The sequence below is a fragment of the Flavobacterium sp. HJSW_4 genome (genome assembly GCF_042436695.1).
GTDB lineage: Bacteria > Bacteroidota > Bacteroidia > Flavobacteriales > Flavobacteriaceae > Flavobacterium.
The window spans coordinates 26,652-51,076 of record NZ_JBHNPP010000029.1 but is presented as its reverse complement, the minus strand read 5'-3'; the positions used below and the strand labels follow the sequence as shown (position 1 = coordinate 51,076).

Below are 24,425 nucleotides of genomic sequence, written 5' to 3'. Positions count from 1 at the left end.
TTTATTCTTTATCTTTTATAATTTCACTTCTAATCTTTAGTTTACGTCCTGGAGTTTTGAATGGTAGCAATCCAGATTTCAAAACTATACGCTGTCCAATATCGCCCGCAATGAATGATGCAAACCCCATTCCTAGTCCTGAGTAACCTTGACAATTGATAATAAACAAATCACGTGCCAAAGGATATTTTCCTTCTCCAAGGTCATTTTGTGTTGGGCTGTAGTATCCACCACCATTTAACCCTTGTACACTCAAAACATTTACTTTCTTAATTGTTTCTTTCATGTCTGGAGTTGGCTGATATAGCCAGTTGACACCAATAATACCAACCATTCCGTCATTTTCAGAGACAAATTTTATTACTTCATTATTCGTTTTAAAAGAGAAAACTCCAGATTTAGGAATTTCATTAACTTTTGCTAATTCTTTCATGTAACGAACAGTACTTGAATTAGGATTATCGAAAACTAACCCTTTGATTTTACCATCTGATTTGCCTTGCATAAAATCAAGTACACTTTTCAACGCAATAAGTGTATCATTATTGCTTTTGTTTGAAATAAAAGCAATCGCGTCATGAGCAAAAGGAGTTACTCTAGGATTAATTTTACTTTTATCGAAACGAGTTTTTTCTTCAGCAGTTAAATCACGAGTTGTAATTACAACTTTAGCTTTTTGATTTAACAAATCATTAATCACTTCAGCTTCCGATTTTGGTTTTACTGTAATTTTTGCATCATAGTAAGTTCCTTCGAAAACAGCAACCTGATCGTCTACAATTTGCTTTACCGTTTCGTCAACCGTAACATCTAGTGATCCTTTTAAAATGGTTTCTTTTTCCGTTTCACTTTTGCTTTTTTGGTTACACATGGCAAACAAAAAGACAAAAACTATCAAACCTAAAGCCTTACTATATTTCAACATAATTATTCTTCTTTTGAATTAATTAATCTTAAAAATCTTATTCCAGAATACACAATTAGTAAACCACCAAAAGCGTATCTATATTTAGGTTCCATATTAAGTGGGAGTTTTTCCCAGAACATAATCATTAAACCGAGTACAAGATATATTAAAAAAAACAGTATTCCTAAAACAAGAAGAAATCGCTCTTTGAGCGATTTCTTCTGAATATTATTAAGCATATCTTTTAACATTATTCTGCAGATTGAATAGTAATAGGAAGAGAGTATAATACCCTAACTTTTTTACCATTTTGCTCGCCGGGAGTCCATTTTGGACATTTTTTAAGAACACGAATTGCTTCTGCTCCTGTACCATAACCGATATCTCTTAAAACTTTGATATCTGTTAATGACCCGTCTTTTTCAACTACAAACGTAACGTAAACTTTACCTTTTAAACCTTCTTCTTCTGGAGTCTTGTAGTTGTTTCCTACGAATTTGTAGAATTTCTCAATACCTCCTGGGAAATCAGGTTTTACTTCGATACCAGCTGTGTTATATACAGTGTTATCTTCTTGTACCACCTCTGCTACTGGTCCTTTACCAACTGGCTCATCAACAGTTAAAACTGCATCTGGATCTCCTTTGATAGTCTCAGCACCAACTTTTTTGTCTTTTAAATCAACAATTTTTGGTGGGTCTTCAGTTACTTCTTCCGCTTTTGCAACCACAGGTTTAACGAATTTAACCTGATCCACTTTTGGTGGCGGTGGCGGTGGCGGTGGCGTGTTAGGTTTAATTTCCTCTTTTTTCGGAGGTAATTTTACCGCAGCCATCTTAACCTCTTTAACCTCTTCTTCTTCTGTAGATTCTGGTAACAGATTCGCAATAAGAGGAGCAGCGATAGCAGCACTGAAGATAAGAGAACCAATAACAAGTGATTTCACACTTGTTTTTCTGTTTGATTTTCTCAGCTCGTATGCACCATATATCTTATTACGCCCTTCGAATACGATATCAAGCCACTGATTTTTTATAATATCTAATTTCATACTTCTTGATTTTTAAGTTGATAAAATCTAAGATTGCTCTTATTTTTTATCTATCACTTTTGTTTCTTCAGGTGTAAACTCAGGAACAATTGCATAAGTCTCAACTCCAGTGATAGCCATTTCGTCCAAGATATCAACCAAATTACGGTAATTTGATTTCTTCGTTGGTTTAATGATCACAATGATACCGTTTTTAGGTTTTCCTAAAGCAGTAGAATATGCTAAAACATTTTTCTTTTGTTTTAATAATTCTCTACGGATACCATCTTTACCATATGCAATATCTTTAGGCCCTACTTTTGGTGTTGCCAATAATCCCATATAGTAAACCATTGTATTGTTCTCACCCAACATTACTGTCATCGTACGATTTTCATCTACCTTTGTATCTTCTACTGGCTTATCATCTGGCTCTTTATTTGGCAATGATAAATCCATCGATTGAGGTTTTGACAACGAAGTAGTTAACATAAAGAATGTGATCAATAAGAATGCCAAATCCACCATCGCCGTTAAATCGACTTTCGAGTTTTGCTTTTTACTTCTTACTTTACCACCTTTTCCGCCACCACCGTCGCCGGTATTTAATTCAGCCATTTTAGTGTATTTTTTTTAATTAAAAGTCTTTCCCTCTCGTACCTGTAACTAAGTTAAAGGAATTGATTTTCTGATCTTGTAAGATATCCATAATTTTTCTAATTCTTGGATATTCTTCCTTAGCATCTCCTTTTATTGCAATTTGCAATTCTTTGTCATCAAGGTCAATTGTAGCTCTTCTAGAAATTAGAAGCCATTCTTTTAATTGATTATCTAAAGAATCCAAAGGTATTCCAGGTTGGTTTGCTTTGGTTCTGTCTGCCGCTTTCATATCAATGATTTGCTTTAGACCTGTAATTGGCACACCAAAGTCATCCATCAATGCAAATTTGGTTTTATCTTCTTCTGAAAATTCAATACCATATTTTGCACCCATTCCTTCAAGAGTTCTTTTACGAAGCTCTCTTCCTTTGATGTCAAAAAATACTTTCCCTTTTCCTACTGTAATAATAGCCAAATCAGTATCTGGCAATTTAGTTATAGCAACAGAAGCAGGCATATCTACAGGCAATGCCTCAGGCACTTTAGCAGTAGCGGTCAAAATAAAGAACGTTAGCAAAAGGAACGCTACATCGCACATCGCAGTCATATCTGTCGATGTCGACTTTTTTTTCATTTTTATTTTAGCCATTATCTTTTATTTTATTTTTTTGATATAAATATCAAAAATTAATTATTGTCTTAAACTTCCTCTGAATTTTCTGTAAGTATTCACGATTGTAGTACCAGCCTCATCGATAGAGTAAGTTAAATCGTCAATTTTAGCAGTAAAGAAGTTGTAAGAAACAATTGCTAAGATAGAAGTAGAGATACCTGTAGCAGTGTTGATAAGTGCCTCAGAGATACCTGTTGCAAGAGCAGCTTGGTCAGGAGTACCAGCAGAAGCTAACGCACCAAACGCTTTAATCATACCAGATACAGTTCCTAATAATCCTCCTAATGTACCTAAAGATACTAAAGTAGAGATAATAGTCATGTTTTTCTCTAACATTGGCATTTCTAATGAAGTTGCCTCTTCAATTTCTTTGTGGATTACTTCAGAAGCTTCTTCACTGTTGAATCCTTCTTTTTTAACGTCTTGGTATTTTACCAAAGCAGATTTAATTGCGTTTGCAACTGAACCTTGTTGTTTGTCGCAAGAAGCGATAGCAGCTTCGATGTTTCCTTCTTTAATACTTCCTTGTACATTTTTCATAAATGCATCTAAGTTAGTTTTTCCAGCAGCTTTACCGATAACAATAAATCTTTCAATAGAAAAAACAACAACCATTAAAAACATACCTAATAATACAGGTACAATGAATCCTCCTTTATAAACTTGTCCTAATGTATTGATTGGATGTCCAGTTTCTGGATTACCTCCTTCGAAGTTCGCAGAGTCCCCCATGATTACTTTCCAAATAAACACCCCTACTAAGATACACGCAACAATAATGATTCCAGTGATCATTCCTCCCCCATTTGAAGTGCTTTCTTTTTTAACTTTAACGTTTGCCATTTTTTTTAATTTTAATAGTTTTAAATAATTTTTATTTTTTAGTTATATTTAACTTGTAGAGGAGCAAATTTATACGTTTAGTTTAAATAAAAAAACTTTTTTTAATTTAATTGACCGAAATTTAACTTCAAATTAAAAAATATCTCATTAAATTGCCAACACCATTTTTTAGATAAAACAAAAAAAGGGACGATAATTAGAAAAATTACAACGTTTTAGTAAATATTCAAAGATTCCTTTGATATCTTCTTAAAAAGCTGCGAATTTTTTTTTTATTAAATTTTCAATCAAAAAAAGCTTTTTCTTACTAAAAAAAACCATATAAAAAGTACCCAAAAACAAAGCAATACTCATATAACAATCTAAATTACAAATAAAAACATGAATAAAAAAGAGAATTTTATTGCAGATATAAATACAGGGTATTCATCGAAGGGAGACAGCATCATACTTGGAGGTGCAATGCTTGACGGTGAGCCACTTGCAGAAGCGCATGTTAAAATTCCGCTGAAAACTTTAAATCGCCACGGCTTAATTGCCGGTGCAACTGGTACAGGAAAAACCAAAACAATTCAGGTTTTTTCGGAACAACTTTCTAATGCTGGGATTCCTGTTTTAATGATGGATATTAAAGGAGACTTTAGCGGTATAGCCAAAGAAGGTAAAGAAGAAGGTTTTATTACAGAACGTCATGCTAAAATAAACATACCTTATAATGTAGCTGCATTTCCTGTTGAATTGATGTCTTTGTCTAAACAGAATGGAGTTCGCCTGCGCGCAACAGTTTCTGAATTTGGACCTGTATTGTTTTCTCGAATTTTAGATTTGAATGATACTCAGGCTGGAGTCATAGCGGTTATCTTCAAATATTGTGATGATAATCAAATGCCTTTATTGGATTTGAAAGACATAAAAAAAACAATCAATTATATTACTGAAGAAGGCAAAGAGGAAATTGCTGCCAATTATGGGAAAATCTCAACTGCCACAACAGGAACCATTCTTCGAAAAATCATTGAATTGGAACAACAAGGCGGTGATTTGTTTTTTGGCGAATTATCTTTTGAAACTGATGATTTAATGCGAATTGATGAAAACGGAAAAGGTTACGTTAATATCATCCGCTTGACGGATATTCAGGATAAACCAAAATTGTTCTCGACTTTCATGTTAAGTCTTTTGGCTGAAATTTATCAGAAGATGCCAGAAAAAGGAGATGCAGGCCAACCAGAATTGGTAATCTTTATTGACGAAGCGCATTTGATTTTTAATGAAGCGAGCAAAGCTCTTCTAGAGCAAATCGAAACTATCGTAAAATTAATTCGTTCTAAAGGTGTCGGACTTTATTTTGTAACTCAAAATCCGATGGATGTACCTAGTGGTGTTTTGGCTCAGTTAGGATTAAAGATTCAGCATGCATTGAGAGCTTTTACAGCAAATGATCGTCAGGCAATTAAAAAGACAGCCGACAACTACCCTACTTCTCCTTATTATAAGACGGATGAATTATTGACTAGTTTAGGAATTGGAGAGGCTTTGGTTACGGCACTTAACGAAAAAGGTATTCCAACTCCGCTTGTTGCCACAATGATGCGTGCGCCAATGAGTAGAATGGATGTTTTGTCTGCTGAAGAAATTGATGAGATTAATGGCAAATCGAAATTAGTTAAGAAATACGCTGAAGAAATTGACCGCGAAAGTGCTTTTGAAATTTTAAACAAAAAATTAGCAGAAGCGAATGAAGCTGCGGCACAGCAACAAGAACAAGCCCCAACAAGAACATCAAAAGCAGAACCAAGTACTACAGAGGTTGTAACAAAATCTGTTCTTAAAGTTGTAACAAGTGCTACCTTTATAAGAGGTGTTTTTGGAGTTTTATCAAAATTCTTAAAAAAATAATCTACTATTTTTAAACCATATAAGTTATATAAGTAAATATAAACTTTACCCATATAGAAAACCCGACAAGTTTTAAAAAAATGTCGGGTTTATTTATGTTTACAATTCAGATTAAATGAACTTATATAACTTATATGGTTAAAAAAACTTAAGACTGTTCTAATAAGGCTAGTATTTTGTTTTCAACTTCTGGACTATCCCAAATATTTTCAATATTCTCCATTCCGAGAACTTTTTCCATAATTCCGTTTTGATAATCTCCAATTGCTAGCGCTTCTGCATAAGGACGATCGCTGAAAGTAACTCGGCTGTAAAGCGGAATCCATTTGTCTGGATGTTTATCTGAAAATACTTTCTCTATTTTCTTTTGCAGTAAGAATTTTTCATCTGCTGTTTTGGTGCTCATTTCTAAAAAATTTCGATAAGAAAGCTCTGCAATTGCATCTGCATTTGGTTTTCTAGAGATCTGATATTCTGCAAATATCTTCTTCCAATCGTCTTGGTACTTTTCAATCATTTCACTCAAAACGGTGATATCTTCAAAGCCTGCATTCATACCTTGTCCGTAAAACGGAACTATAGCATGACAAGCGTCTCCAATCAAAGCAATTTTATTTTCGTAAGTCCAAGGGAAACATTTCATGGTTACCAAAGTACTCGTTGGATTTTTAAAGAAATCGTTGGCCAGTTCTGGAATTACTTCAATAGAATCTGGGAAATTTTTCTCGAAGAAATCTTCTACCATTTTACGATCTGTAAGCGATTCAAAAGAATTTTCTCCTTCAAAAGGCATAAATAAAGTACAAGTAAAACTTCCGTCAAGATTAGGAAGCGCAATTAACATGTACTCGCCTCTTGGCCAAATATGAAATGAATTTTTATCTAATTTATGTGTTCCATCTGGATTTGCTGGAATATTTAATTCTTTATATCCCATATTCAAAAATTCTTGAGAATAATTGAACATACTCTGACGCTGCATTCTGTGGCGGATTCTAGAAAAAGCTCCATCGGCACCAAAAACCATATCAAATTTTCTTTCTTCCCACTCGCCTCTTTCGCTTTCTCCTATATGAAGTGTTGCATCATTTAAAGTAACGTCCCAAACTTTTTGCTCAAAATGAAATTCAGCTCCAGCTTCTTCAGCCAGATCGATCATTTTTCGGTTTAGTTTTCCTCTTGAAATAGAATAAATCGATTCGCCTTCTTGTCCGTAATTCTGAAAGTTTAATTTATCAACCAAATGAATGGCGCGTTTATCCATCGGAATTGCAATTTCTCGAACTGAATCGCCAACTCCCACTGCATCCAAAGCTTTCCAGCCACGATTGGACATTGCTAAATTAATAGAACGGCCAGAGAAATTTATTTTTCGGATATCGGGACTACGATCATAAACATGAACGCTGTGACCAGCTTTTTTAAGATAAATTGCTAGAAGCGACCCTACAAGTCCAGAACCAACAACAGCAATTTTTAATGAAGTTTGCATCGAGGAAAATCTAATATTGGGTCGTAAAAATAACTAATAAATGTACATGAGCCTTAAAATAAATGAACAAATTGCTTGTAAATAGTGATTCAGAAGATTATTGGGATTTTTGTTATTTTAAAATTATAACAAATTGTTATTTTATTGAATTTATTTGCAGAAATTAAACAATTACTTTCGCTCTAAGTTTATTTCATTAGAAAAAATAAAAATTCATGAACAGCGAAATTTTACAATCAGACATTATTTTAGAAAACGAGAAAGTGCTTTTAATTCCGTTTGAAAGCAAAAGAAATAGAGAACTCAAAGAAATCATTTTTGATGATGAAATTTGGAAATATATGGGAATGTATGTTCGAAACGATCAAGACTTTGAAAAATATATAGAAAGTACATTAAAACAAAAAGCTGACGGAATTTGTTATCCGTTCTTAATTATTGACAAAGTGACAAATAAAGTTGCTGGAAGCACACGTTACGGTTATTTAAATCATGCAAGTCAGAAATGTGAAATTGGCTGGACTTGGTACGGAAAAGCATTTCAGGGAACGGGATTAAATAAAGCTTGCAAATTTGAATTGTTGAATTTTGGTTTCGAGCAAATTCAATTTAGAAGAATACAATTTAGTGCCGATCTTGAAAATTTAAGATCACAAAAAGCTATTGCAAAATTAGGTGCTGTAAAAGAAGGTGTTTTTAGAAATAATTATGTTGATTCTGAAGGAAAAAGCAAGGATGATGTTTATTTCAGCATCATATCGGAAGAATGGGAAAATACTAAAAAGGAATATTTCTCAGAATTTATTTTAAAAAACAACCCAGCTTAAAAACTGGGTTATTTTCTGAATTAATTAACCTTTTCCAAATCTGTTAATTTCCACGATTGATCAAACAATGCTGGTGTTGGACCATAAAATCTTGTCAAAATTTCAAAATCTCCATTTGGATCTGTGGGCGTCCAGTTACTTTCTCCTTCAGACGGTGGTTTGGGTCCAAAATAAAGTGTCACTGTTCCATCACTATTCTTTTTCAAACCAGGAGTTTGAGATGAACGACCTGCCCATTTCATATTTCTCACAAATGCATGTGTTTCGCGATCATAAACGGTCATTGACCAATATTGTTTTACTGGAACATTTGCAGGAACTACCACGCGATAAGAAGAATTTCCTATTAAAAAATTCCCATCTTTGTCTTTTGTAGTCATTAAATAATATTGCGATTCGCCCAAATGTTTTGCACTAAAAAAAGCAATCATGTAGCAAACTCCTCTGTTATCAATTGGATAAATTTCTCTAGTTTGAAAAGAATTTTTAATACTGTTTATATTATCTGCACTGGCAGGAAAAAACCATTGACTACCTTGATAAAATGGTTTTATATTTTCATAATTCCATATTAACCATTCTTTTGCATCATGAATAGCCACATTAAATATTTCTTTAGCTTTTGCATCTGGAGAAAATGGTTTACCTCTTTCTATTCCGATTGTTTTTAGAAGATCAATCATAGCTCTATCCCGCTCTAAAAATGGTTCTTGCTGAACAATTTCATTTAAGGTTTGATAGAAGCTTTCATCATATTTAATAGTAGAATTGTATTCGACTTTACTTGCATCTACAAAAACAGTTTGTGGCGAACTTGATCCTTGAACATATGGATATAATTTTACTCTTTTTCCATAATCTACCGCTGCTTTTACATCTGCTGGACTTCCGCTTTTAAGAACCGAACGTAAAAGTGCATAACCGCGATAAGTATCAGACTGCATCACAAAATAGCCGGACGGGATTTTACTTTTATCGTAACCTGGAGGCAGAATAATATACTTTCCTCCTTTTCCTTTGTCTAATCCGCCTGGACCAACATCTTCAATTGCAGCCTGCCAATAATTCATTACACTTCCGTTAAAAGTACCACCATCAGCTGGAGGAATTTCCAAAACTACTGGTCCTTTTTCTGTATTAAAAAAAGGCATCAAATAAATTACATCTGGATTTGGTGTTAATGTTTGATTCTTCCAATTTAACAATCCAGGCCAATACACGATTTGATTATAAGATCCGTGAAGTTTTTCCATCTCTTTATACATGAGTTGAAAATTAACGGCCGGTAATCCCCAAATTGCAGCTTCAACTGCGCGATTGTACTGCATCTTTTCTTTAATATTCTCAGAATGAAATTCGGTTTTCTGGGAAGATTCTGTGTTTTGAGCTGTATTATTTTCTGCTGTGTTTTCTTTTTTACAAGCCGTTGCAAGAAGAAACAACGAAAACAGATAAGCAATTATTTTTTTCATAACATTAGAGTTAAATTGGTATTAGACATAAAATCTCAATCAAATTTAAATCTAGTGAACAGAATATTAATCAATTATAGACTTCAAAGAGGTTTCATATTATAATTTGAAACCTCTTTTTCCTTAGTCTTCATTTTTACCACTTCATCTTTTTAACCTAAATTTGAATTGGCAAATCAATATTAAAAGTCTCTTATAAAAATGCAATTATACTCAGAACATTACGTCAGTCAAAAAACGGAGCGATTTGTCAATAAAATCTGGCGTCTTGATAATAGCATTGGCGAAAGCCTAATCGAAAACAAATTGGTTTTGCCAAATGGCTGTTTTAATCTGGCAATTGTGAGTGGCAATGCAATCGAAGTTCATACGAGCAAAAACAAATACGAAATGAACGAAGGCATTTATTTCTGCTCGCAAATGACGAATAAAGTTTTGGTTCATATTCAGCCAAAAACAAAAGTTACTATAATTCAGTTACATGCGTGGACACTTTCAATGTTTCCAAAATATGATTTAAGCAATTTTACAGATTCAATTATTAAAATTAATTCAGATGAATTGCCTTTTAAAATTGAAATTCAATCTGAAATTCAAACTCTTCTAAATACAATTAATTTTTATTTTGAAGAATTAGCAAATTCAAACCAGAACATAATTGAAAAAATCTGCAAAATAATAAGAGTTGATGAAGATGAAATTTCAGTTTCAGAAATCGGAAAACTATTGAACTCTTCACAACGTTTGCTTCAAATAAAATTTAAAACCGCAACGGGACTTACAATCAAAAAATACATTCAGATTTTAAAATTTAGAAAATCTGTCGATCAAATGCTAAATGCTGATTTAGAAAAAATGAGTTTAACCGAAATTGCGCTTTACAACAAATATTTCGATCAATCGCATTTTATCAGAAAGTTTAAAGATGTGACCAAAACAACTCCAAAAATGTTTAATCCCGATTCGTATTTTCTTTCGCAAAAAAGATAATTTTTTCGCTTTTGTACAATTTTGATGTTGTGAATTGAATTACTATTGCAAAATCAATAATCATCAATCAATCATCAAAATGAAAATCATTAATCGCCTTTCGTTTCAATTCAAAGTTATTTTAATTGGAATTTTACTTTTTCAAATGCAAACTGGTTTTTCGCAAGAAGAAAAAAGCTCTGAATTGTATAAAACCATTATGTCAAAAGACAGCCTTCTTTTTAATATCGGATTTAATACTTGTGACGTAAAACAATTCGAAAATTTATATACGGAAGATTTTGAGTTTTATCACGACAAAGACAGTATTTCGGATAAAGCGAGATTTCTAAAAACTTTTAAAAGCGGTATTTGCTCTCCAACTAGAAAATACAATTATCGTAGAGAATTAATTGACGGAAGTACCGAAATTTATCCTTTATATAAAAATGGAATTCTTTACGGAGCGATTCAAATGGGAACACATCGTTTTTACGAAAGTTCTGCTGGAAATGCTGAACAGGCTGGAAGTTTTGCCAAATTCACACATCTTTGGCTTCTAAAAAATAAAGATTGGAAATTAGCAAGATCGCTGAGTTATAATCATCAGATGACTAGTTCGACAGCTGGAATCGAGAACCTTTTTGACAATAATCAGGAAACCGAAAAATGGCTGAAACAAAATAATATTCCAGCTTTAGGATTGGGCATTATTACGGATGGAAAACTAAAGCAAATCAAGACTTTTGGCAAGTTAAAACGAGAGGTTTCTGCTCCTTATAATACGATTTGGAATGTTGCTTCGCTAACCAAACCTGTAACTGCTATAGTTGCCTTGAAATTGGTTTCTCAAGGAAAATGGAATTTAGATGAGCCACTAAATAAATATTGGATTGATCCAGATATTGCAAAAGATCCGAATCATAAATTATTGACCACTAGAATTATTCTGAGCCATCAAACCGGTTTTCCGAATTGGAGGTCTTTCAACGAGTCTAAAAAGTTAGATTTTAAGTTTAAACCCGGAACGCAGTATCAATATTCTGGAGAAGGATTTGAATATCTGCGAAGAGCTTTGGAGAAAAAATTCCATAAATCATTGGATCAATTGGCCTCAGAATTGGTTTTTGAACCTTTGAAAATGACCGATTCTCAATTAATCTGGAATGATAAAGTTGATCTTTCGAGATATGCAATTAATTACGACAAAGACGGAAATGCCTACGAAACAACTAAAAATAAAACTGCAAACGCAGCAGACGATTTATTGACTACGATTGAAGATTACGGCAGATTTTTATCGAGCATTATGAACAGCGAAGGATTAAGCAAAAAGGTTTTTGACGATATGATTTCGCATCAAGTTCAAACCAAAAAGAACAAATATTTTGGTTTGGGTTTTGAAATCTATGACTTAGGAAATGAAAATTATGCGCTTTCGCACGGTGGTGCAGATCAAGGTGTTCAGACTATTTTTATTTTACTCCCAAAAACCAAGCAAGGTTTAATCATTTTTACAAATGTTGATGACGGCTATAAAATTTACGAAAATATTGTTGTTCATTATCTTGGAGAAAACGGTAGAAAAATAGTCGATATCGAAACCAAATAATTTCCACTTCAATCAGATATTAACTTTAATCTGAAAACATGCTAAAATTATTTATCCTTCTATTATTATACTTGTGTGAAGTTTTAATCGCTTAACATCTTTTAAAAATATTTGTTAGTTATGAGCATGAACCTACTTTTAAAGTACTTGGTTCATGCTCTACTTTTTTTACATTCAGAAAAAAAATAAAAAAATCTCTACAAATCTTGAAACCAAATCGCAAATCAATCGTCTAAGATTTTAAAGCACAAATTTATTTCATTAAAAAAAAACGTAATTTCGATTTTAACTTTCTGAATATCTTTTTGTTACCAAGTTTCAATCATCAATCAAAAACGAATCATTTCATTAATCTTAACCATAATCAATCCATTATGAAAAAATCAATCAAACTTATTGCACTCTTTGTCGCTATTCAACTCTCAACATTTAGCACTTTTGCTCAGGATAAAGCACAGCAAATCGAACAGCTTTTAAATAAATATACCGAGTACGGACAATTTAATGGTTCTGCTTTGGTAGCCGAAAACGGAAAAGTAATTTTCAAAAAAGGTTTTGGTTCTGCCAATATGGAGTGGAATATCCCGAATCAGCCGGACACTAAATTCAGATTGGGTTCTATCAGCAAACAGTTTACGGCGCTTTTAATTGTAAAATTGGCTGAAGAAGGAAAAATAAAATTGGATGTTCCTATTACGACTTATCTTCCAGATTATCCAAAAGAAAATGGCAGCAAAATCACAATTCATAATTTACTGACACACACTTCTGGAATTCCTAATTATACTAGCGCGCCAAACTTTCTTAGAGACAAAGCGAAAAGCCCTTATACGCCAGAAGCTTTTATAAAAACATTTTGGAGTCTGCCACTTGAATTTACTCCTGGCGAAAAATTCAATTACAGCAATTCGGGTTATTTCTTGTTAGGTTACATTATCGAAAAAATTACAGGAAAAACGTATGAGCAAAATTTACAGGAAACTATTTTCACGCCTTTAAAAATGGTGAATTCTGGTTACGATCACAGCGATTTAATCATCAAAAACAGAGCTGCTGGATATGAAAAAGAAGGAAAGAAAATTGTCAATGCTGCTTATATCGACATGAGTATTCCGTACGCAGCGGGATCTTTGTACTCTACCGTAGAAGATTTATACTTATGGGATCAAGCGCTTTATACCAATAAATTGCTTTCTGCAAAAAGCATGGAATCTTTATACAAACCTTACATCAAAGCTTGGAATGGTTTTTACGGATACGGATGGTCAACTTATGAAGTGTCAAACGGAAACGACAAATTAACCGTTATTGAACACGGCGGAGGCATCAACGGGTTTAATACAATCATTTCTCGCACTCCTGCGAATAAAAATCTTGTTGTTTTATTGAACAATACTGGCGGAACTGTTTTGAGCGAAATGAACACTGCTATTCGCAATATTTTATACAGTCAGCCATTCAATCAGCCGAAGAAATCATTGGCTTTGGATTTATTAGATGTTTACACGGAAAAAGGCGCTGTTGCTGGAACTGATACTTTTAAAAAGTTGAAAAATGATCCGACTTACGCGATTAAAGAAGGCGATATGAACCGAGTTGGATATCAATTACTGCAAACAGGAAAAAAGAAAGAAGCTATTGAAGTTTTCAAAATCAATGTAGAGACTTTCCCTAAATCTGGAAATGTTTATGATAGTTTAGGTGAAGCTTATTTGGCTGACGGCGACAAAAAACTGGCGATTGCCAATTATAAAAAGTCTGTTGAATTGGATCCGACAAACGAAAGCGGTAAAAAAGTTTTAGACGAACTTTTAAAGAAATAAAACGAGATATTTTTTAAATAAAAACTCAAAAATAGCTCCGATAAAGTAGATGCAAAGTCTATTTTATCGGAGTTTTTGTTACAACTTGTAACAGTCAAAATTTGATGATTTAGTTTTTAAAATATTATTTTAGCCTCACCCAAAACAACTGAATTCCTATGAAAAATCTAAAAAAATACAGTTTTCTTTCTGTACTGCTATGTCTTTTTATTTCTTCTAAAGTTGCATCGCAAAACAATCAGCCGTTGATGCCGACGCAACAAAACAAAATTATAATTGACAGAATTGTCGAAGCGGCTCATTACAAAAACTATATAATTGATTTTTGTTTAGTGAAAATAAATGAAGCTTCTGCGAAAGAAGGCTGGAACGATCAAAAAGCGATGGAAATTACGGAGAGTATCAATTACAAAAATTTCAGAGATGCGATTTATAATATTTTCGCAAGACACAATGAAGTTGAATTGGAAACGATTTTAAAAGCTTACGAAAAAGACACTGCTTATCAGTCTCAAAATTTCATGACGACAAATCGAATTCTTTCTAATAATCTGAACATTTTTGCTGATGATATTGTGAAAGGGAAATATCTTTTGAAATAAGGTTCAGAGGTACAAAGTGACAAAGGTTCAAAGGTTTTCTAAATAGAAATCTTTGAACCTTTTTTATGTTTTTCAAATCAACTTGAAACCTGAAACTTCAAACAAATTTATCCCTTCGGTTTCAGAACTAGTTTTGTTGATGTTTTTATGATTTCTTCTTTGTTTAATTTCATTTTTCTGAACTTTCCTGCGTTGTACATTTCGGCTTGATCGCTGTAATGTTTGCTGAAAGGATTTCCAGATTGTCCTGTTGGTAAAATACTCCAGCTGTTTTCTACGTCTGAAAAATCGACAATTCTTCTTGTTGAAGGCCCGCCTTTTACATAGTATTTCCCTTCGTCATTAAATCCGAAGAATAAATTATTGATTACTTCATTTGAACCTGGAGAATTGAAAGGCCCGACATTAAACAATCCGCGGAGCGCAGCCACTTTTCCTAATGGATGTTCGTGTTCTACGGTGTGCACTTTCCCCCAATTCCAATCTGAAATATTTTCTCCCAGTTGATTTTGCAAAGCGATAACAGCATCATGAAATGATTTTGAAACAATTTCTGTTCTCGTTTCTTTGACATTTTTGGTTTTGATATTATCCCACCAAACCGAATTTTCGTTTTTTATCTGGTTCGCGATAACTTGTTTTCCAAGAGAAATTCCTAAGAATAAATTGAAATTGTCTTTCCCCATTTCGTCTTCAAATGTATTTTTCAGATACAAATAAATCCATTTGTTGTAAATCGTTGGCGCAACATCTTCTAAATTGGTGGTTCCTTTCCACGATTTTAAAACGTTCAAAACTTCTTTTTCGTTATTAGAAAGCGTTTTATTATCTAAACTTGCAATTAAATTTTTAGTCGTTTCAACTGCAACATCAGAAGTATTATCATAAATTATTTTGCTAATTGCTTCTTTGTCCCAATCAGATTTAGCATCTAGAATTCCCGAGATTCTTTTCGCACGATCTTCTGGCAAATAATATCCTGGATATAAATAACCATTGTCGATTGCTTCCGGCTGATTATTCGCAGAATAAACATATCCCCATTCCGGATTTTCAGCTGATGGATTTTGTTCGAAATCTAAAAACTTTGTAATATCATCTTTTCCGCTTGAACCGTCTAAAATCAAATGCGTATTAACGCCTTCATTATGTCGGTACAATTTTCCACTCGCCCACCATCCAACATTTCCTTTGGCATCTCCATACATTACATTCAATCCAGGCGCGGCAATAAGACTAACAGATTTTTTAAAGTCCTTTGTATTTTTAGCATGCGAAAGCCCATAAGCGGCATCTAAAATTAAGATTGGTTCTCTCGTATACGTCCACGACATGGCAATTGGCGTTTTCTTATCTAAACGATCTATAAAATCATTCATAATTGGTCCGTGACGAGTCGTTTTAATCGTCAAAACAACATCAGAAGAATCTTTTACTTTTATCGTTTTTTTTCTGATTTCATATTTGCTGAAACCTGTTGGCGTTTGATATTGAGAAGCGTCATCGGCTTTGTTTTTTTCTTGGTAAAAATCGATGTCATCATTTTCGAACATAGTCAAACCATAAGCATAATCTCTGTTATGTGCCAAAAGCGGAAACGGAGTTCCTGCCAAATAACAACCGTACAATTCATGCTGTGGCGTTACCAAATGTGCTTCGTACCAAGTTGCAGGTTGCGAAAACCCAATGTGTGGGTCATTCGCAAAAATAACTTTTCCTGTTTTCGATTTGTGCGGACCAACAACCCAGCTGTTACTTCCAACAAAAGGCGGAATCGGAGATTGATCCAACATTGCCGAAATAGATTTTGAAATCTCGGTATATTCTTCTGTCTTCTCTTTAGAGATTTTAATTCTGGTGTTATTGAATTCTCCTTCAATGCCTAAATCTTTCAAATACGCAACACCATATTTATTTTTAATATCTGTCAACAACGGATCTGTTTTCTGAGCCATCGCAAAACTAAAAGACATATATCCGAAAATATTATAAACGTCTTTTATGGTAAACTTTTGCTTTTTTACACCAACCAAAGTAAATTCTATTGGCGTAACTCCTTCCTCCAAATATTGATTAATTCCATCCAAATAAGCTTGAGTCAGTTTATAACTTTCGCTGTTTTTATCCAATTTTGCAATGGCTTTCGCCGAAGCTTCTTCAATTCCGATTCCGGCAAAAAACTTGTCATTTTTTAGCGCAACACCTCCAAAAATTTCAGATAAACGTCCTGGAGCAATTCGGCGTAATAATTCCATTTGCCATAATCTTTCTTGCGCATGCACATAGCCTAAAGCCGTCATCGCATCTTTTTCAGAATCTGCATAAATATGAGGTACACCAAAATCATCAAAATAGACTGTAGTTGCTGCATCAAGGTTTTTTAATTCTACTGAACCTTCATATTTTGGTTTTAAATGAAAAATATAAGCGCACAAACCAATCGCAAGCACTACAATTAAAACCACTAAAACCAACAGGATTTTTTTAATTATTCTCATATTCTAAAAAAGGATAAAATTCAAAATGATATAACTTTTCTCTAAAATTTTATAAAAGAAAACACTCTTTAAAAGTCTAAATTTATGTATTTAAAATTAATACTATAAATGTCAATCTATAAAAAAATAGCGATTGTAGTAATTTCTCTGTTTGCCATTGTGATTCTTGCCAATGTCGGTCTGAATTATTGGATCAAAAAACAGCTTCCGATTATTATTCACGAAAAAAACAAAACGGCTTACAATATCAATTACGAAAAAATTGAAGTCTCTCTTTTTTCTAGAAATATCAATGCGCAGACTTTATTGGTGAGTCCGAAAAATGAGCCGAAAGACAGCAAAAACGGACTTTTTTCTAAAATCGAATCCATCACTATAAAACACTTCAATATTTGGGATTTGGCTTTTCGCGACATAATTCAAGCAGAAAGCATTATCATCAATAAACCGCGAATCATTTTATATAAAAAAGGCGAAAAATTAATCAATAACAGCAAAAGCATCGAAAAAGAAATTATTGATCCTTTTCGAAAAATTATAGCGGTTTCTAATATTTACCTCAACGAAGGCTCGGTTGATGTTGTTTCTTTAGATAATGACAAACCTATTTTCAGCATTAAAAAAATCCTTTTAAAACTGGAAGGCATTTTGATTACGGACGCTACTTTAAAAGAAAAAATTCCGATTCGATATGAAAAGTATGCTTTGGTTTGTGACAGTTTGTTTTATAGACCCAACGGTTTTTATTACATCAATATTGGAAAAATAAGTACCGAAAAGAATTTTTTAAAGATTAATAATTTCTCTAATCTGCCTCAATTTGAACGATATGAATTTGTAAAACGGCTTGAAAAAGAAAAAGACATTTACAATTTAAAATTCGATTCGGCTCAGGTTGCAAAAATGGATTGGGGTTTTAAAAACAATCAATTTTATTTCAAAGCAAATTCGCTTGTGATCAATCATTTTGATGCCAATATTTATCGTGGAAAAATGGTGAAAGACGATCCAAGCAAAAAATATCTTTACAATCATTTACTACGAAATCTGAAATTCCCGCTTCAAATTGATACACTTCAAGTTTTGAAATCGAAACTGGTTTATGAAGAAGAACTAGATTTTGCTAAAGGTCCAGGTGTTTTAACTTTCGACAAATTCAATCTACAGGCAACTAATTTGCGAAGCGGTTTTGGCTTGAAAAAAACCGACGATGTAAAAATCAAAGTCAAATGTATTTTTATGAAAAGTTCTCCGCTTGATGTCGATTGGAGTTTTAATGTTTTGGATAAAAGCGATGGATTTCATATTCAAGGCATAATCTCGAATTTTAATGTTCAAGGAATGACGAGATTTACAAAACCTTATGTGAATGCCACTTTTACTGGAACTTTCAGCAAATACCGTTTCAATTTCTATGGAAATGACAATGGCTCAAAAGGAAACGCTTCTTTGGATTATGACGATCTTAAAGTCAAATTATATAAAAAGAAAAACCCAGAAAAAGAGGCTAAACTTAAAACAGCCGTTGCCAATTTGTTAGTCAAAAACGATTCGAAAGACGGAGCAAAATCTGCAGAGATTGAAGTCGAACGACTTCAGGATAGATCGTTTTACAATCTTTTGTGGAGAAGTATCGCAGAATCTTTGAAGAAGATTTTGATTTAGTTTTTTTCGCCACGAATTCACGAATTAGCCCAAATCTTTGTGGCTATTTAATTCAAATTACACAAATTAAAAAATAAAATTCGTGAATTCGTGGCGAAAAAAACCTTTCTCACAACGTGAACCTGACATTTATCAGGTTTTAGGAGGAAATATTTTTTTTCATTTGCTTCTATTTTAATCCGAATACAAATGACAAAAAAAAATCTGCATACTTTTCATATTCCGGTAATGGGATTGGCTTACACAATAGACAGTCCGATTAGAGTCGCGCAGTATGGAATTTCATCGGTTGTGGCTCTCGCCGACGATGATTTAATTGAAAAGATGCGTAATTTTTACAGCACAAAATTCAACATTCCTTACGAAGAAATTACTCAAAAATTTCATGATTACCGTGCTGAAAGAATTACCTCTTATTTGAATTTAGTCGATAAAATTGTAAAAGAGAAGTTTGAAAATTTCAAAACAGAATTGGCTGAAAGCAAAACTGCTTTGGAAAATTTCATGTCGATGTTGCCTAATTCTTCTGATATCAAAAAAGGATTTCAGAATTTATTAGATGACGGAATTGCTTTTAAAGAAAACATTCAAAATTATATTGAATCGCATCTTTGTCCAGGAGAAATTGATGTGAACATTATGACGAAATTAGATAAAGATAATTTCATCAAAAACGAACAGCTTCCAATTGAATTTAACGATGCTCATGCTGCGTTAAGAGGTTTTGCCAACAGTAATTTAGAATCTTCTGTTGTACTTTCTGCTGGAATGAATCCGAGATTGTTTGGTTACTTCGAAAACTTCAAAGATTTTTTTCCAAATGAAAATAATGAGTTAAAGAAGAAGATTATCTTGAAAGTAAGCGATTTTAGATCGGCTATGATTCAAGGAAATTTCTTGGCTAAAAAAGGACTTTGGGTTTCTGAATATCGAATTGAATCGGGATTAAACTGCGGCGGGCATGCCTTTGCAACTGACGGGCTTCTTTTGGGCACGATTTTAGAGGAATTCAAGCAGAAAAAAGAACAATTGACACAATCTGCCCACGAATTAATGATTAAAGCTTTACAGGCCAAAAATCAGCATTTACCTGAAAATCCTTTAGAATTAAAAATTACCGTTCAAGGCGGTGTTGGAACAGCGGCAGAACATGAGTTTTTATTAGACAAATACGATGTTGATTCTGTAGGCTGGGGTTCTCCATTTTTATTAGTTCCCGAAGCTACTTCTGTAGACCAAGAAACTCGCAATTTATTGATGAAAGCCAAAGAAGATGATTTTTACTTGAGTAATATTTCGCCTTTGGGAGTTCCATTTAATACTTTGAAAGGAACAACAAACGAATTCTTAAAGCAAAAACGAATTCATGAAAATAAAGCAGGAAGTTCTTGCCCGAAGAAATTTTTAGCGTTGAGCAAAGAATACGATCCGCACGGAATTTGTACGGCTTCAAAAAAATATCAGGATATCAAATTGGAAGAGTTAGAAGCGAAAAAAGATTCTTTATCTGCTGATGAATTTGAAAAAAGCAAAATCAAGATTACCGAAAAATCATGTTTATGTGTCGGTTTGGCAAATGCTTCTTATTTAGAAAATGATATTAAAATAAAAGGTCAAGCACAAGGCGTTGTAATTTGCCCCGGACCAAACTTGGCTTATTTTGATCAAGAAGTTTCTTTAAAAGATATGATTCATCATATCTATCAAGGAAAATCGATTATTAGAACTGAACGCCCAAACTTGTTTATAAAAGAGCTAAAAATGTATGTTACGTATTTTAGAAATGAAATTCAATCTATTTCTGGAGAACTTACAACGGCTCAGCTAAAAAAATGGAATTCTTTTAAATCTAATCTGTTAGATGGAATTGAGTATTATAAAAATTTATTTGAATCGACGTCAGTCTTTAAGGGTCATCTTGATCAACTCGATTCTTGTAAATCAGAATTAGTTGGTATTAAAATTCCCGTTTCAGAGTTGGTTTAAAATTGAAAACCCCAAATTATTACTAATTTGGGGTTTGTTTTTATCTATAGAATTTAAACTATTCTTTCTTCTTGTTTTTACTATCAATAACAGCTCCGGTTCCGGTTCCCAAAGCAGCTCCAGCTAAACCACCAATAATGGCACCTTCGCCTTTTTTCTTACTGACAATCGCACCAGTTGCAGCTCCTACTCCGGCACCAATAACAGCACCTTTAGCAGTTGCACTCCAACCTTTCTTTTTGGTTGTCGTGGTTGTTGTTGCACTATTTCCATTTGCAGCTTGCTGATGCACTACCACAACTTTCTCTTTCTGAGCTTCTATTTTTTCCTCATTCATTTTTGCCATTTCAGTCTTCATCGAATCGATAACACGCTGTTTGTTAATCTCAACTTTCATTGAATCAATGCTGGCTTGTTTGGCTTTATTTATATCTTCTTTATTTTGTTGTTGACAAGAAGTTAAAAATATCACGGTCAATAATATATATAAGCCTTTCATGATCTTGTAATTTTAAAATTATACATTACAAAATAAGCAATATCTGTTATAACAGTTGTTACAGAATTTTTTTGAAAGGTTATAAAATTACATTGCAGAATATTCTTTCACCAAGATTTTACTTTTAAAAATCTAGCTAAGGTCCAACGTTGAATAAAAAAACAACCATATAAGTAATATAAGATATTTTAAGTTTTTTTTCTTAATTGAACTTATATTACTTATATGGTTTATAAATACTTCGCGTCTTAGCGACTTTGCGAGCAATAATTTTACTTCCCTAAAATTCCTTTTTTCAGAATTTGCCCGAAGTCATACATATCTTCATAAGAGCAATATAATGGAACTGGAGCCAAACGAATTACGTTTGGTTCGCGCCAATCTGTAATTACTCCGTTTTTCATTAAATAATCAAATAAAGCTCTTCCTTCTCCGTGCAAGAAAACAGATAATTGCGAAGCTCTTTCTGCAGGATTTGAAGGTGTAATGATTTCAAAAGTACTTTCTACTTCTTTATCAATTTCGTGAAGAACAAATTCCAAGTAAGAAGTAATATGATCACGTTTTGCGATTAAAGCATCCATTCCAACCTCAGCGAACATTTCTACAGAAGCCAAATAAGGCGCTAAAGATAAAACAGGAAGATTACTAATCTGCCATCCATCTGCACCATGAACAGGATCGAAAGTTGGTTCCATTTTAAAACGGCGTTCTTTGTTGTGTCCCCACCAACCTGCAAATCTTGGCAAATCTGAGTTATGATGTTTTTCGTGTACGAAACAGCCCGAAGCATTTCCTGGACCTGAATTCATATATTTATAACTGCACCAAGCAGCAAAATCTACGTTCCAATCGTGAAGTTCTAATTTAATATTTCCAGCAGCATGCGCTAAATCCCAACCTACTTTTGCTCCAGCTTTTTGTCCTGCAGCAGTGATTGTTTTAATGTCAAAAACTTGTCCAGTGTAGTAATTTACTCCACCAATTAAAACCAAAGCCAGTTCATCTCCAACTTCTTCAATTTTAGCTAAAACATCTTCTAAGCGAATATTATGTTCTCCTTCTCTACGTTTAATTTCTACAATTGCATCTTCTGGTTTATAACCGTGAAAATTCACTTGACTTTGAAACATGTATTGATCTGATGGGAAAGCTTTTTCTTCGCAAATAATTTTGTAACGTTTTCCTTTTGGCTGATAAAAAGACACCATCAATAAATGAAGATTTACGGTCAAAGTATTCATAACCGTAACTTCTGACGGAAGCGCACCAACAATTTTACTCAACGGTTCAGCAAATCTTTCTTGATAATCCCACCAAGGTTTTTCAGCATAAAAATGACCTTCAACAGCCAATTCTGCCCAATCGTTCATTACTTCATCGATGTAAGCTTTGGTACGTTTTGGTTGTAGTCCTAAAGAATTTCCAGTAAAATAGATAACTCGTTTATCATTCACTTTTGGAAAAATAAATTGTTCTTGATAATGGTTTAATGCGTCTTTCGAATCTAGCTCTCGTGCAAATTCGCGTGTATTTTGAAAAGTCATTGTTTTTTGTTTTGCTTGCTAAAATAACAATTTTTGTTTGTTTTGTTTTAAGTTTCAGGTTTCAAGTTGATATTCTTTGTGTGATTTACCGCAAAGTACGCAAGGTTTTTTTATCAAGATTAACTATTACAAACACTAATAAGTTCGCAAAGCTTTGCCTTCTTTGCTTGAGGCAAACACAAACTGAGCAAAAAAAATCCTTGCGTACTTTGCGGTAAATCACAACGAACGTAAAAACTTGAAACCTGAAACTTGAAACACTTATAAAAACAGAAAACCCGATAGCTTATAAAAAACTATCGGGTTCATATCTTGAAAATTAATTCCGATTATAGAATTAACATTGCGTCTCCGTAAGAATAGAATTTGTATCCTTCTTTGATCGCTTCTTCGTATGCTTTTTTCATTAAATCGTGTCCACAGAAAGCAGAAATCATCATCAATAATGTTGATTTTGGAGTGTGGAAGTTTGTAATCATACAGTTTGCAATACTGAAATCGTGAGGAGGGAAAATAAATTTATTTGTCCATCCTTCGTAAGGATTTAAAGTATTAGCAGAAGAAACAGAACTTTCAATTGCACGCATTGAAGTTGTTCCTACAGCACAGATACGTTTTTTCTTTGCTTTTCCTTCGTTTACGATATCACAAGCTTCTTGAGTAATAATTAATTCCTCAGAATCCATTTTGTGTTTAGATAAATCTTCAACCTCAACTGGGTTAAAAGTTCCTAAACCAACGTGTAAAGTTACCTCAGCAAAGTTCACCCCTTTGATTTCTAATTTTTTCAAAAGGTGTTTTGAGAAGTGTAAACCAGCAGTTGGTGCCGCTACAGCTCCTTCTTCTTTTGCGTAGATTGTTTGGTATCTTTCAGCATCTTCAGCAGTAACTTCTCTGTTGATGTATTTAGGAATTGGAGTTTCTCCAAGTTCTGTCAATTTATTTCTGAATTCTTCGTAAGATCCATCGTATAAGAAACGTAAAGTTCTACCACGAGAAGTTGTATTGTCAATTACCTCAGCAACTAAAGTATCGTCATCACCAAAATAAAGTTTATTACCAATACGGATTTTTCTAGCTGGATCAACTAAAACATCCCAAAGGCGTTGCTCAGAATTTAATTCTCTTAATAAGAAAACCTCAATTCTAGCTCCCGTTTTTTCTTTGTTTCCGTACAAACGTGCAGGGAAAACTTTTGTATTGTTAAGAATTAAAACGTCTCCGTCATCAAAATAGTTGATAACGTCTTTAAACATTTTATGTTCGATAGTGTTTTTTTTACGGTCAATTACCATTAAACGTGATTCGTCTCTGTTTTCTGCTGGAAATTCAGCCAAAAGTTCTTTCGGTAAATTGAAATTGAAGTGTGATAATTTCATATTTGAATTGTTGATTTTAGCGTGTAGATTTCAGATTTGTTTATCTAAAATTTTAAATCGGTTGCAAATATACGATTGTGAAATAGGCGTTGTCAAGTGTTT

General features: G+C 33.3%; 20 protein-coding genes. 8 read left to right on the top strand and 12 right to left on the bottom strand.

Annotation, left to right across the window (positions count from 1 at the left end; genetic code table 11):
- Position 1: 1 nt before the first annotated feature.
- Genes ACE01P_RS20470 through ACE01P_RS20445 form a run of 6 tightly spaced genes read right to left on the bottom strand, consistent with a single transcriptional unit; the run spans position 2 to position 4,053 of the window.
- Positions 2–925 carry a PstS family phosphate ABC transporter substrate-binding protein gene (locus tag ACE01P_RS20470; RefSeq protein ID WP_379700891.1) on the bottom strand — a complete coding sequence of 308 codons (924 nt, stop codon included), beginning with the start codon at positions 923–925 and terminating at the stop codon, positions 2–4.
- A 2-nt stretch (positions 926–927) separates the two neighbouring features.
- Positions 928–1,158, bottom strand: coding sequence for a hypothetical protein (locus ACE01P_RS20465; protein WP_111286913.1), 231 nt, complete (start codon positions 1,156–1,158; stop codon positions 928–930).
- Complete coding sequence (locus tag ACE01P_RS20460) at positions 1,158–1,958, bottom strand: energy transducer TonB (protein ID WP_379700890.1); 801 nt, start codon at positions 1,956–1,958, stop codon at positions 1,158–1,160. The genes ACE01P_RS20465 and ACE01P_RS20460 overlap by 1 nt, the downstream gene beginning before the upstream one ends.
- 39 nt (positions 1,959–1,997) lie before the next feature.
- A complete protein-coding gene (locus ACE01P_RS20455; protein WP_379700889.1) occupies positions 1,998–2,555 on the bottom strand; it encodes an ExbD/TolR family protein in 558 nt (185 codons plus the stop codon).
- Positions 2,556–2,574: 19 nt separating this feature from the next.
- The gene (locus tag ACE01P_RS20450; protein WP_379700888.1) at positions 2,575–3,186 is read right to left on the bottom strand and encodes an ExbD/TolR family protein; all 612 of its coding nucleotides are present in this window, start codon (positions 3,184–3,186) and stop codon (positions 2,575–2,577) included.
- A gap of 42 nt (positions 3,187–3,228) precedes the next feature.
- Positions 3,229–4,053 carry a MotA/TolQ/ExbB proton channel family protein gene (locus ACE01P_RS20445; RefSeq protein WP_379700887.1) on the bottom strand — a complete coding sequence of 275 codons (825 nt, stop codon included), beginning with the start codon at positions 4,051–4,053 and terminating at the stop codon, positions 3,229–3,231.
- 381 nt (positions 4,054–4,434) lie between these two features.
- On the opposite strand from ACE01P_RS20445, the gene ACE01P_RS20440 reads away from it, so the two are divergent.
- Positions 4,435–5,952 carry a helicase HerA-like domain-containing protein gene (locus ACE01P_RS20440; protein WP_379700886.1) on the top strand — a complete coding sequence of 506 codons (1,518 nt, stop codon included), beginning with the start codon at positions 4,435–4,437 and terminating at the stop codon, positions 5,950–5,952.
- A 148-nt stretch (positions 5,953–6,100) separates the two neighbouring features.
- On the opposite strand, the gene ACE01P_RS20435 is transcribed toward ACE01P_RS20440, so the two are convergent.
- Positions 6,101–7,444, bottom strand: coding sequence for an FAD-dependent oxidoreductase (locus tag ACE01P_RS20435; RefSeq protein WP_379700885.1), 1,344 nt, complete (start codon positions 7,442–7,444; stop codon positions 6,101–6,103).
- Positions 7,445–7,659: 215 nt separating this feature from the next.
- On the opposite strand from ACE01P_RS20435, the gene ACE01P_RS20430 reads away from it, so the two are divergent.
- Positions 7,660–8,271, top strand: coding sequence for a GNAT family N-acetyltransferase (locus ACE01P_RS20430; protein WP_379700884.1), 612 nt, complete (start codon positions 7,660–7,662; stop codon positions 8,269–8,271).
- A 20-nt stretch (positions 8,272–8,291) separates the two neighbouring features.
- Here the strand turns inward: ACE01P_RS20430 and ACE01P_RS20425 are convergent, their stop codons facing one another.
- Complete coding sequence (locus ACE01P_RS20425; RefSeq protein ID WP_379700883.1) at positions 8,292–9,743, bottom strand: DUF1214 domain-containing protein; 1,452 nt, start codon at positions 9,741–9,743, stop codon at positions 8,292–8,294.
- A gap of 201 nt (positions 9,744–9,944) precedes the next feature.
- Between ACE01P_RS20425 and ACE01P_RS20420 the strand changes: the two genes are divergently transcribed.
- The 4 genes from ACE01P_RS20420 to ACE01P_RS20405 all read left to right on the top strand — a co-directional run bounded on the left by ACE01P_RS20420 (position 9,945) and on the right by ACE01P_RS20405 (position 14,749).
- Positions 9,945–10,733, top strand: coding sequence for a helix-turn-helix domain-containing protein (locus ACE01P_RS20420; RefSeq protein ID WP_379700882.1), 789 nt, complete (start codon positions 9,945–9,947; stop codon positions 10,731–10,733).
- Between the two features lie 79 nt (positions 10,734–10,812).
- Positions 10,813–12,324, top strand: a complete 1,512-nt coding sequence (locus ACE01P_RS20415; protein ID WP_379700881.1) for a serine hydrolase — start codon at positions 10,813–10,815, stop codon at positions 12,322–12,324.
- Between the two features lie 374 nt (positions 12,325–12,698).
- Positions 12,699–14,147: a serine hydrolase gene (locus ACE01P_RS20410; RefSeq protein WP_379700880.1), complete on the top strand. Its 1,449-nt coding sequence runs from the start codon at positions 12,699–12,701 to the stop codon at positions 14,145–14,147.
- 158 nt (positions 14,148–14,305) lie between these two features.
- Positions 14,306–14,749: a hypothetical protein gene (locus ACE01P_RS20405; RefSeq protein ID WP_379700879.1), complete on the top strand. Its 444-nt coding sequence runs from the start codon at positions 14,306–14,308 to the stop codon at positions 14,747–14,749.
- Between the two features lie 107 nt (positions 14,750–14,856).
- Here the strand turns inward: ACE01P_RS20405 and ACE01P_RS20400 are convergent, their stop codons facing one another.
- A complete protein-coding gene (locus ACE01P_RS20400) occupies positions 14,857–17,247 on the bottom strand; it encodes a penicillin acylase family protein (RefSeq protein WP_379700878.1) in 2,391 nt (796 codons plus the stop codon).
- Positions 17,248–17,355: 108 nt separating this feature from the next.
- Between ACE01P_RS20400 and ACE01P_RS20395 the strand changes: the two genes are divergently transcribed.
- Positions 17,356–18,912 (top strand): hypothetical protein, encoded by a 1,557-nt coding sequence (locus tag ACE01P_RS20395; RefSeq protein WP_379700877.1) that lies wholly within the window; start codon positions 17,356–17,358, stop codon positions 18,910–18,912.
- 189 nt (positions 18,913–19,101) lie between these two features.
- Positions 19,102–20,898 (top strand): hypothetical protein, encoded by a 1,797-nt coding sequence (locus ACE01P_RS20390; protein ID WP_379700876.1) that lies wholly within the window; start codon positions 19,102–19,104, stop codon positions 20,896–20,898.
- A 58-nt stretch (positions 20,899–20,956) separates the two neighbouring features.
- Here the strand turns inward: ACE01P_RS20390 and ACE01P_RS20385 are convergent, their stop codons facing one another.
- The 3 genes from ACE01P_RS20385 to queA form a co-directional block, all read right to left on the bottom strand.
- A complete protein-coding gene (locus ACE01P_RS20385; RefSeq protein WP_379700875.1) occupies positions 20,957–21,397 on the bottom strand; it encodes a YMGG-like glycine zipper-containing protein in 441 nt (146 codons plus the stop codon).
- A 272-nt stretch (positions 21,398–21,669) separates the two neighbouring features.
- Positions 21,670–22,944, bottom strand: a complete 1,275-nt coding sequence (gene kynU, locus ACE01P_RS20380; RefSeq protein ID WP_379700874.1) for a kynureninase — start codon at positions 22,942–22,944, stop codon at positions 21,670–21,672.
- A 329-nt stretch (positions 22,945–23,273) separates the two neighbouring features.
- A complete protein-coding gene (gene queA / locus ACE01P_RS20375) occupies positions 23,274–24,323 on the bottom strand; it encodes a tRNA preQ1(34) S-adenosylmethionine ribosyltransferase-isomerase QueA (protein WP_379700873.1) in 1,050 nt (349 codons plus the stop codon).
- Between the last annotated feature and the right edge of the window lie 102 nt (positions 24,324–24,425).

Excerpts from the sequence above, each read along its gene's own strand:
- ACE01P_RS20470 (WP_379700891.1), bottom strand. The coding sequence starts at position 925 with ATGTTGAAATATAGTAAGGCTTTAGGTTTGATAGTTTTTGTCTTTTTG.
- ACE01P_RS20465 (WP_111286913.1), bottom strand. The coding sequence starts at position 1,158 with ATGTTAAAAGATATGCTTAATAATATTCAGAAGAAATCGCTCAAAGAG.
- ACE01P_RS20460 (WP_379700890.1), bottom strand. The coding sequence starts at position 1,958 with ATGAAATTAGATATTATAAAAAATCAGTGGCTTGATATCGTATTCGAA.
- ACE01P_RS20455 (WP_379700889.1), bottom strand. The coding sequence starts at position 2,555 with ATGGCTGAATTAAATACCGGCGACGGTGGTGGCGGAAAAGGTGGTAAA.
- ACE01P_RS20450 (WP_379700888.1), bottom strand. The coding sequence starts at position 3,186 with ATGGCTAAAATAAAAATGAAAAAAAAGTCGACATCGACAGATATGACT.
- ACE01P_RS20445 (WP_379700887.1), bottom strand. The coding sequence starts at position 4,053 with ATGGCAAACGTTAAAGTTAAAAAAGAAAGCACTTCAAATGGGGGAGGA.
- ACE01P_RS20440 (WP_379700886.1), top strand. The coding sequence starts at position 4,435 with ATGAATAAAAAAGAGAATTTTATTGCAGATATAAATACAGGGTATTCA.
- ACE01P_RS20435 (WP_379700885.1), bottom strand. The coding sequence starts at position 7,444 with ATGCAAACTTCATTAAAAATTGCTGTTGTTGGTTCTGGACTTGTAGGG.
- ACE01P_RS20430 (WP_379700884.1), top strand. The coding sequence starts at position 7,660 with ATGAACAGCGAAATTTTACAATCAGACATTATTTTAGAAAACGAGAAA.
- ACE01P_RS20425 (WP_379700883.1), bottom strand. The coding sequence starts at position 9,743 with ATGAAAAAAATAATTGCTTATCTGTTTTCGTTGTTTCTTCTTGCAACG.
- ACE01P_RS20420 (WP_379700882.1), top strand. The coding sequence starts at position 9,945 with ATGCAATTATACTCAGAACATTACGTCAGTCAAAAAACGGAGCGATTT.
- ACE01P_RS20415 (WP_379700881.1), top strand. The coding sequence starts at position 10,813 with ATGAAAATCATTAATCGCCTTTCGTTTCAATTCAAAGTTATTTTAATT.
- ACE01P_RS20410 (WP_379700880.1), top strand. The coding sequence starts at position 12,699 with ATGAAAAAATCAATCAAACTTATTGCACTCTTTGTCGCTATTCAACTC.
- ACE01P_RS20405 (WP_379700879.1), top strand. The coding sequence starts at position 14,306 with ATGAAAAATCTAAAAAAATACAGTTTTCTTTCTGTACTGCTATGTCTT.
- ACE01P_RS20400 (WP_379700878.1), bottom strand. The coding sequence starts at position 17,247 with ATGAGAATAATTAAAAAAATCCTGTTGGTTTTAGTGGTTTTAATTGTA.
- ACE01P_RS20395 (WP_379700877.1), top strand. The coding sequence starts at position 17,356 with ATGTCAATCTATAAAAAAATAGCGATTGTAGTAATTTCTCTGTTTGCC.
- ACE01P_RS20390 (WP_379700876.1), top strand. The coding sequence starts at position 19,102 with ATGACAAAAAAAAATCTGCATACTTTTCATATTCCGGTAATGGGATTG.
- ACE01P_RS20385 (WP_379700875.1), bottom strand. The coding sequence starts at position 21,397 with ATGAAAGGCTTATATATATTATTGACCGTGATATTTTTAACTTCTTGT.
- kynU (WP_379700874.1), bottom strand. The coding sequence starts at position 22,944 with ATGACTTTTCAAAATACACGCGAATTTGCACGAGAGCTAGATTCGAAA.
- queA (WP_379700873.1), bottom strand. The coding sequence starts at position 24,323 with ATGAAATTATCACACTTCAATTTCAATTTACCGAAAGAACTTTTGGCT.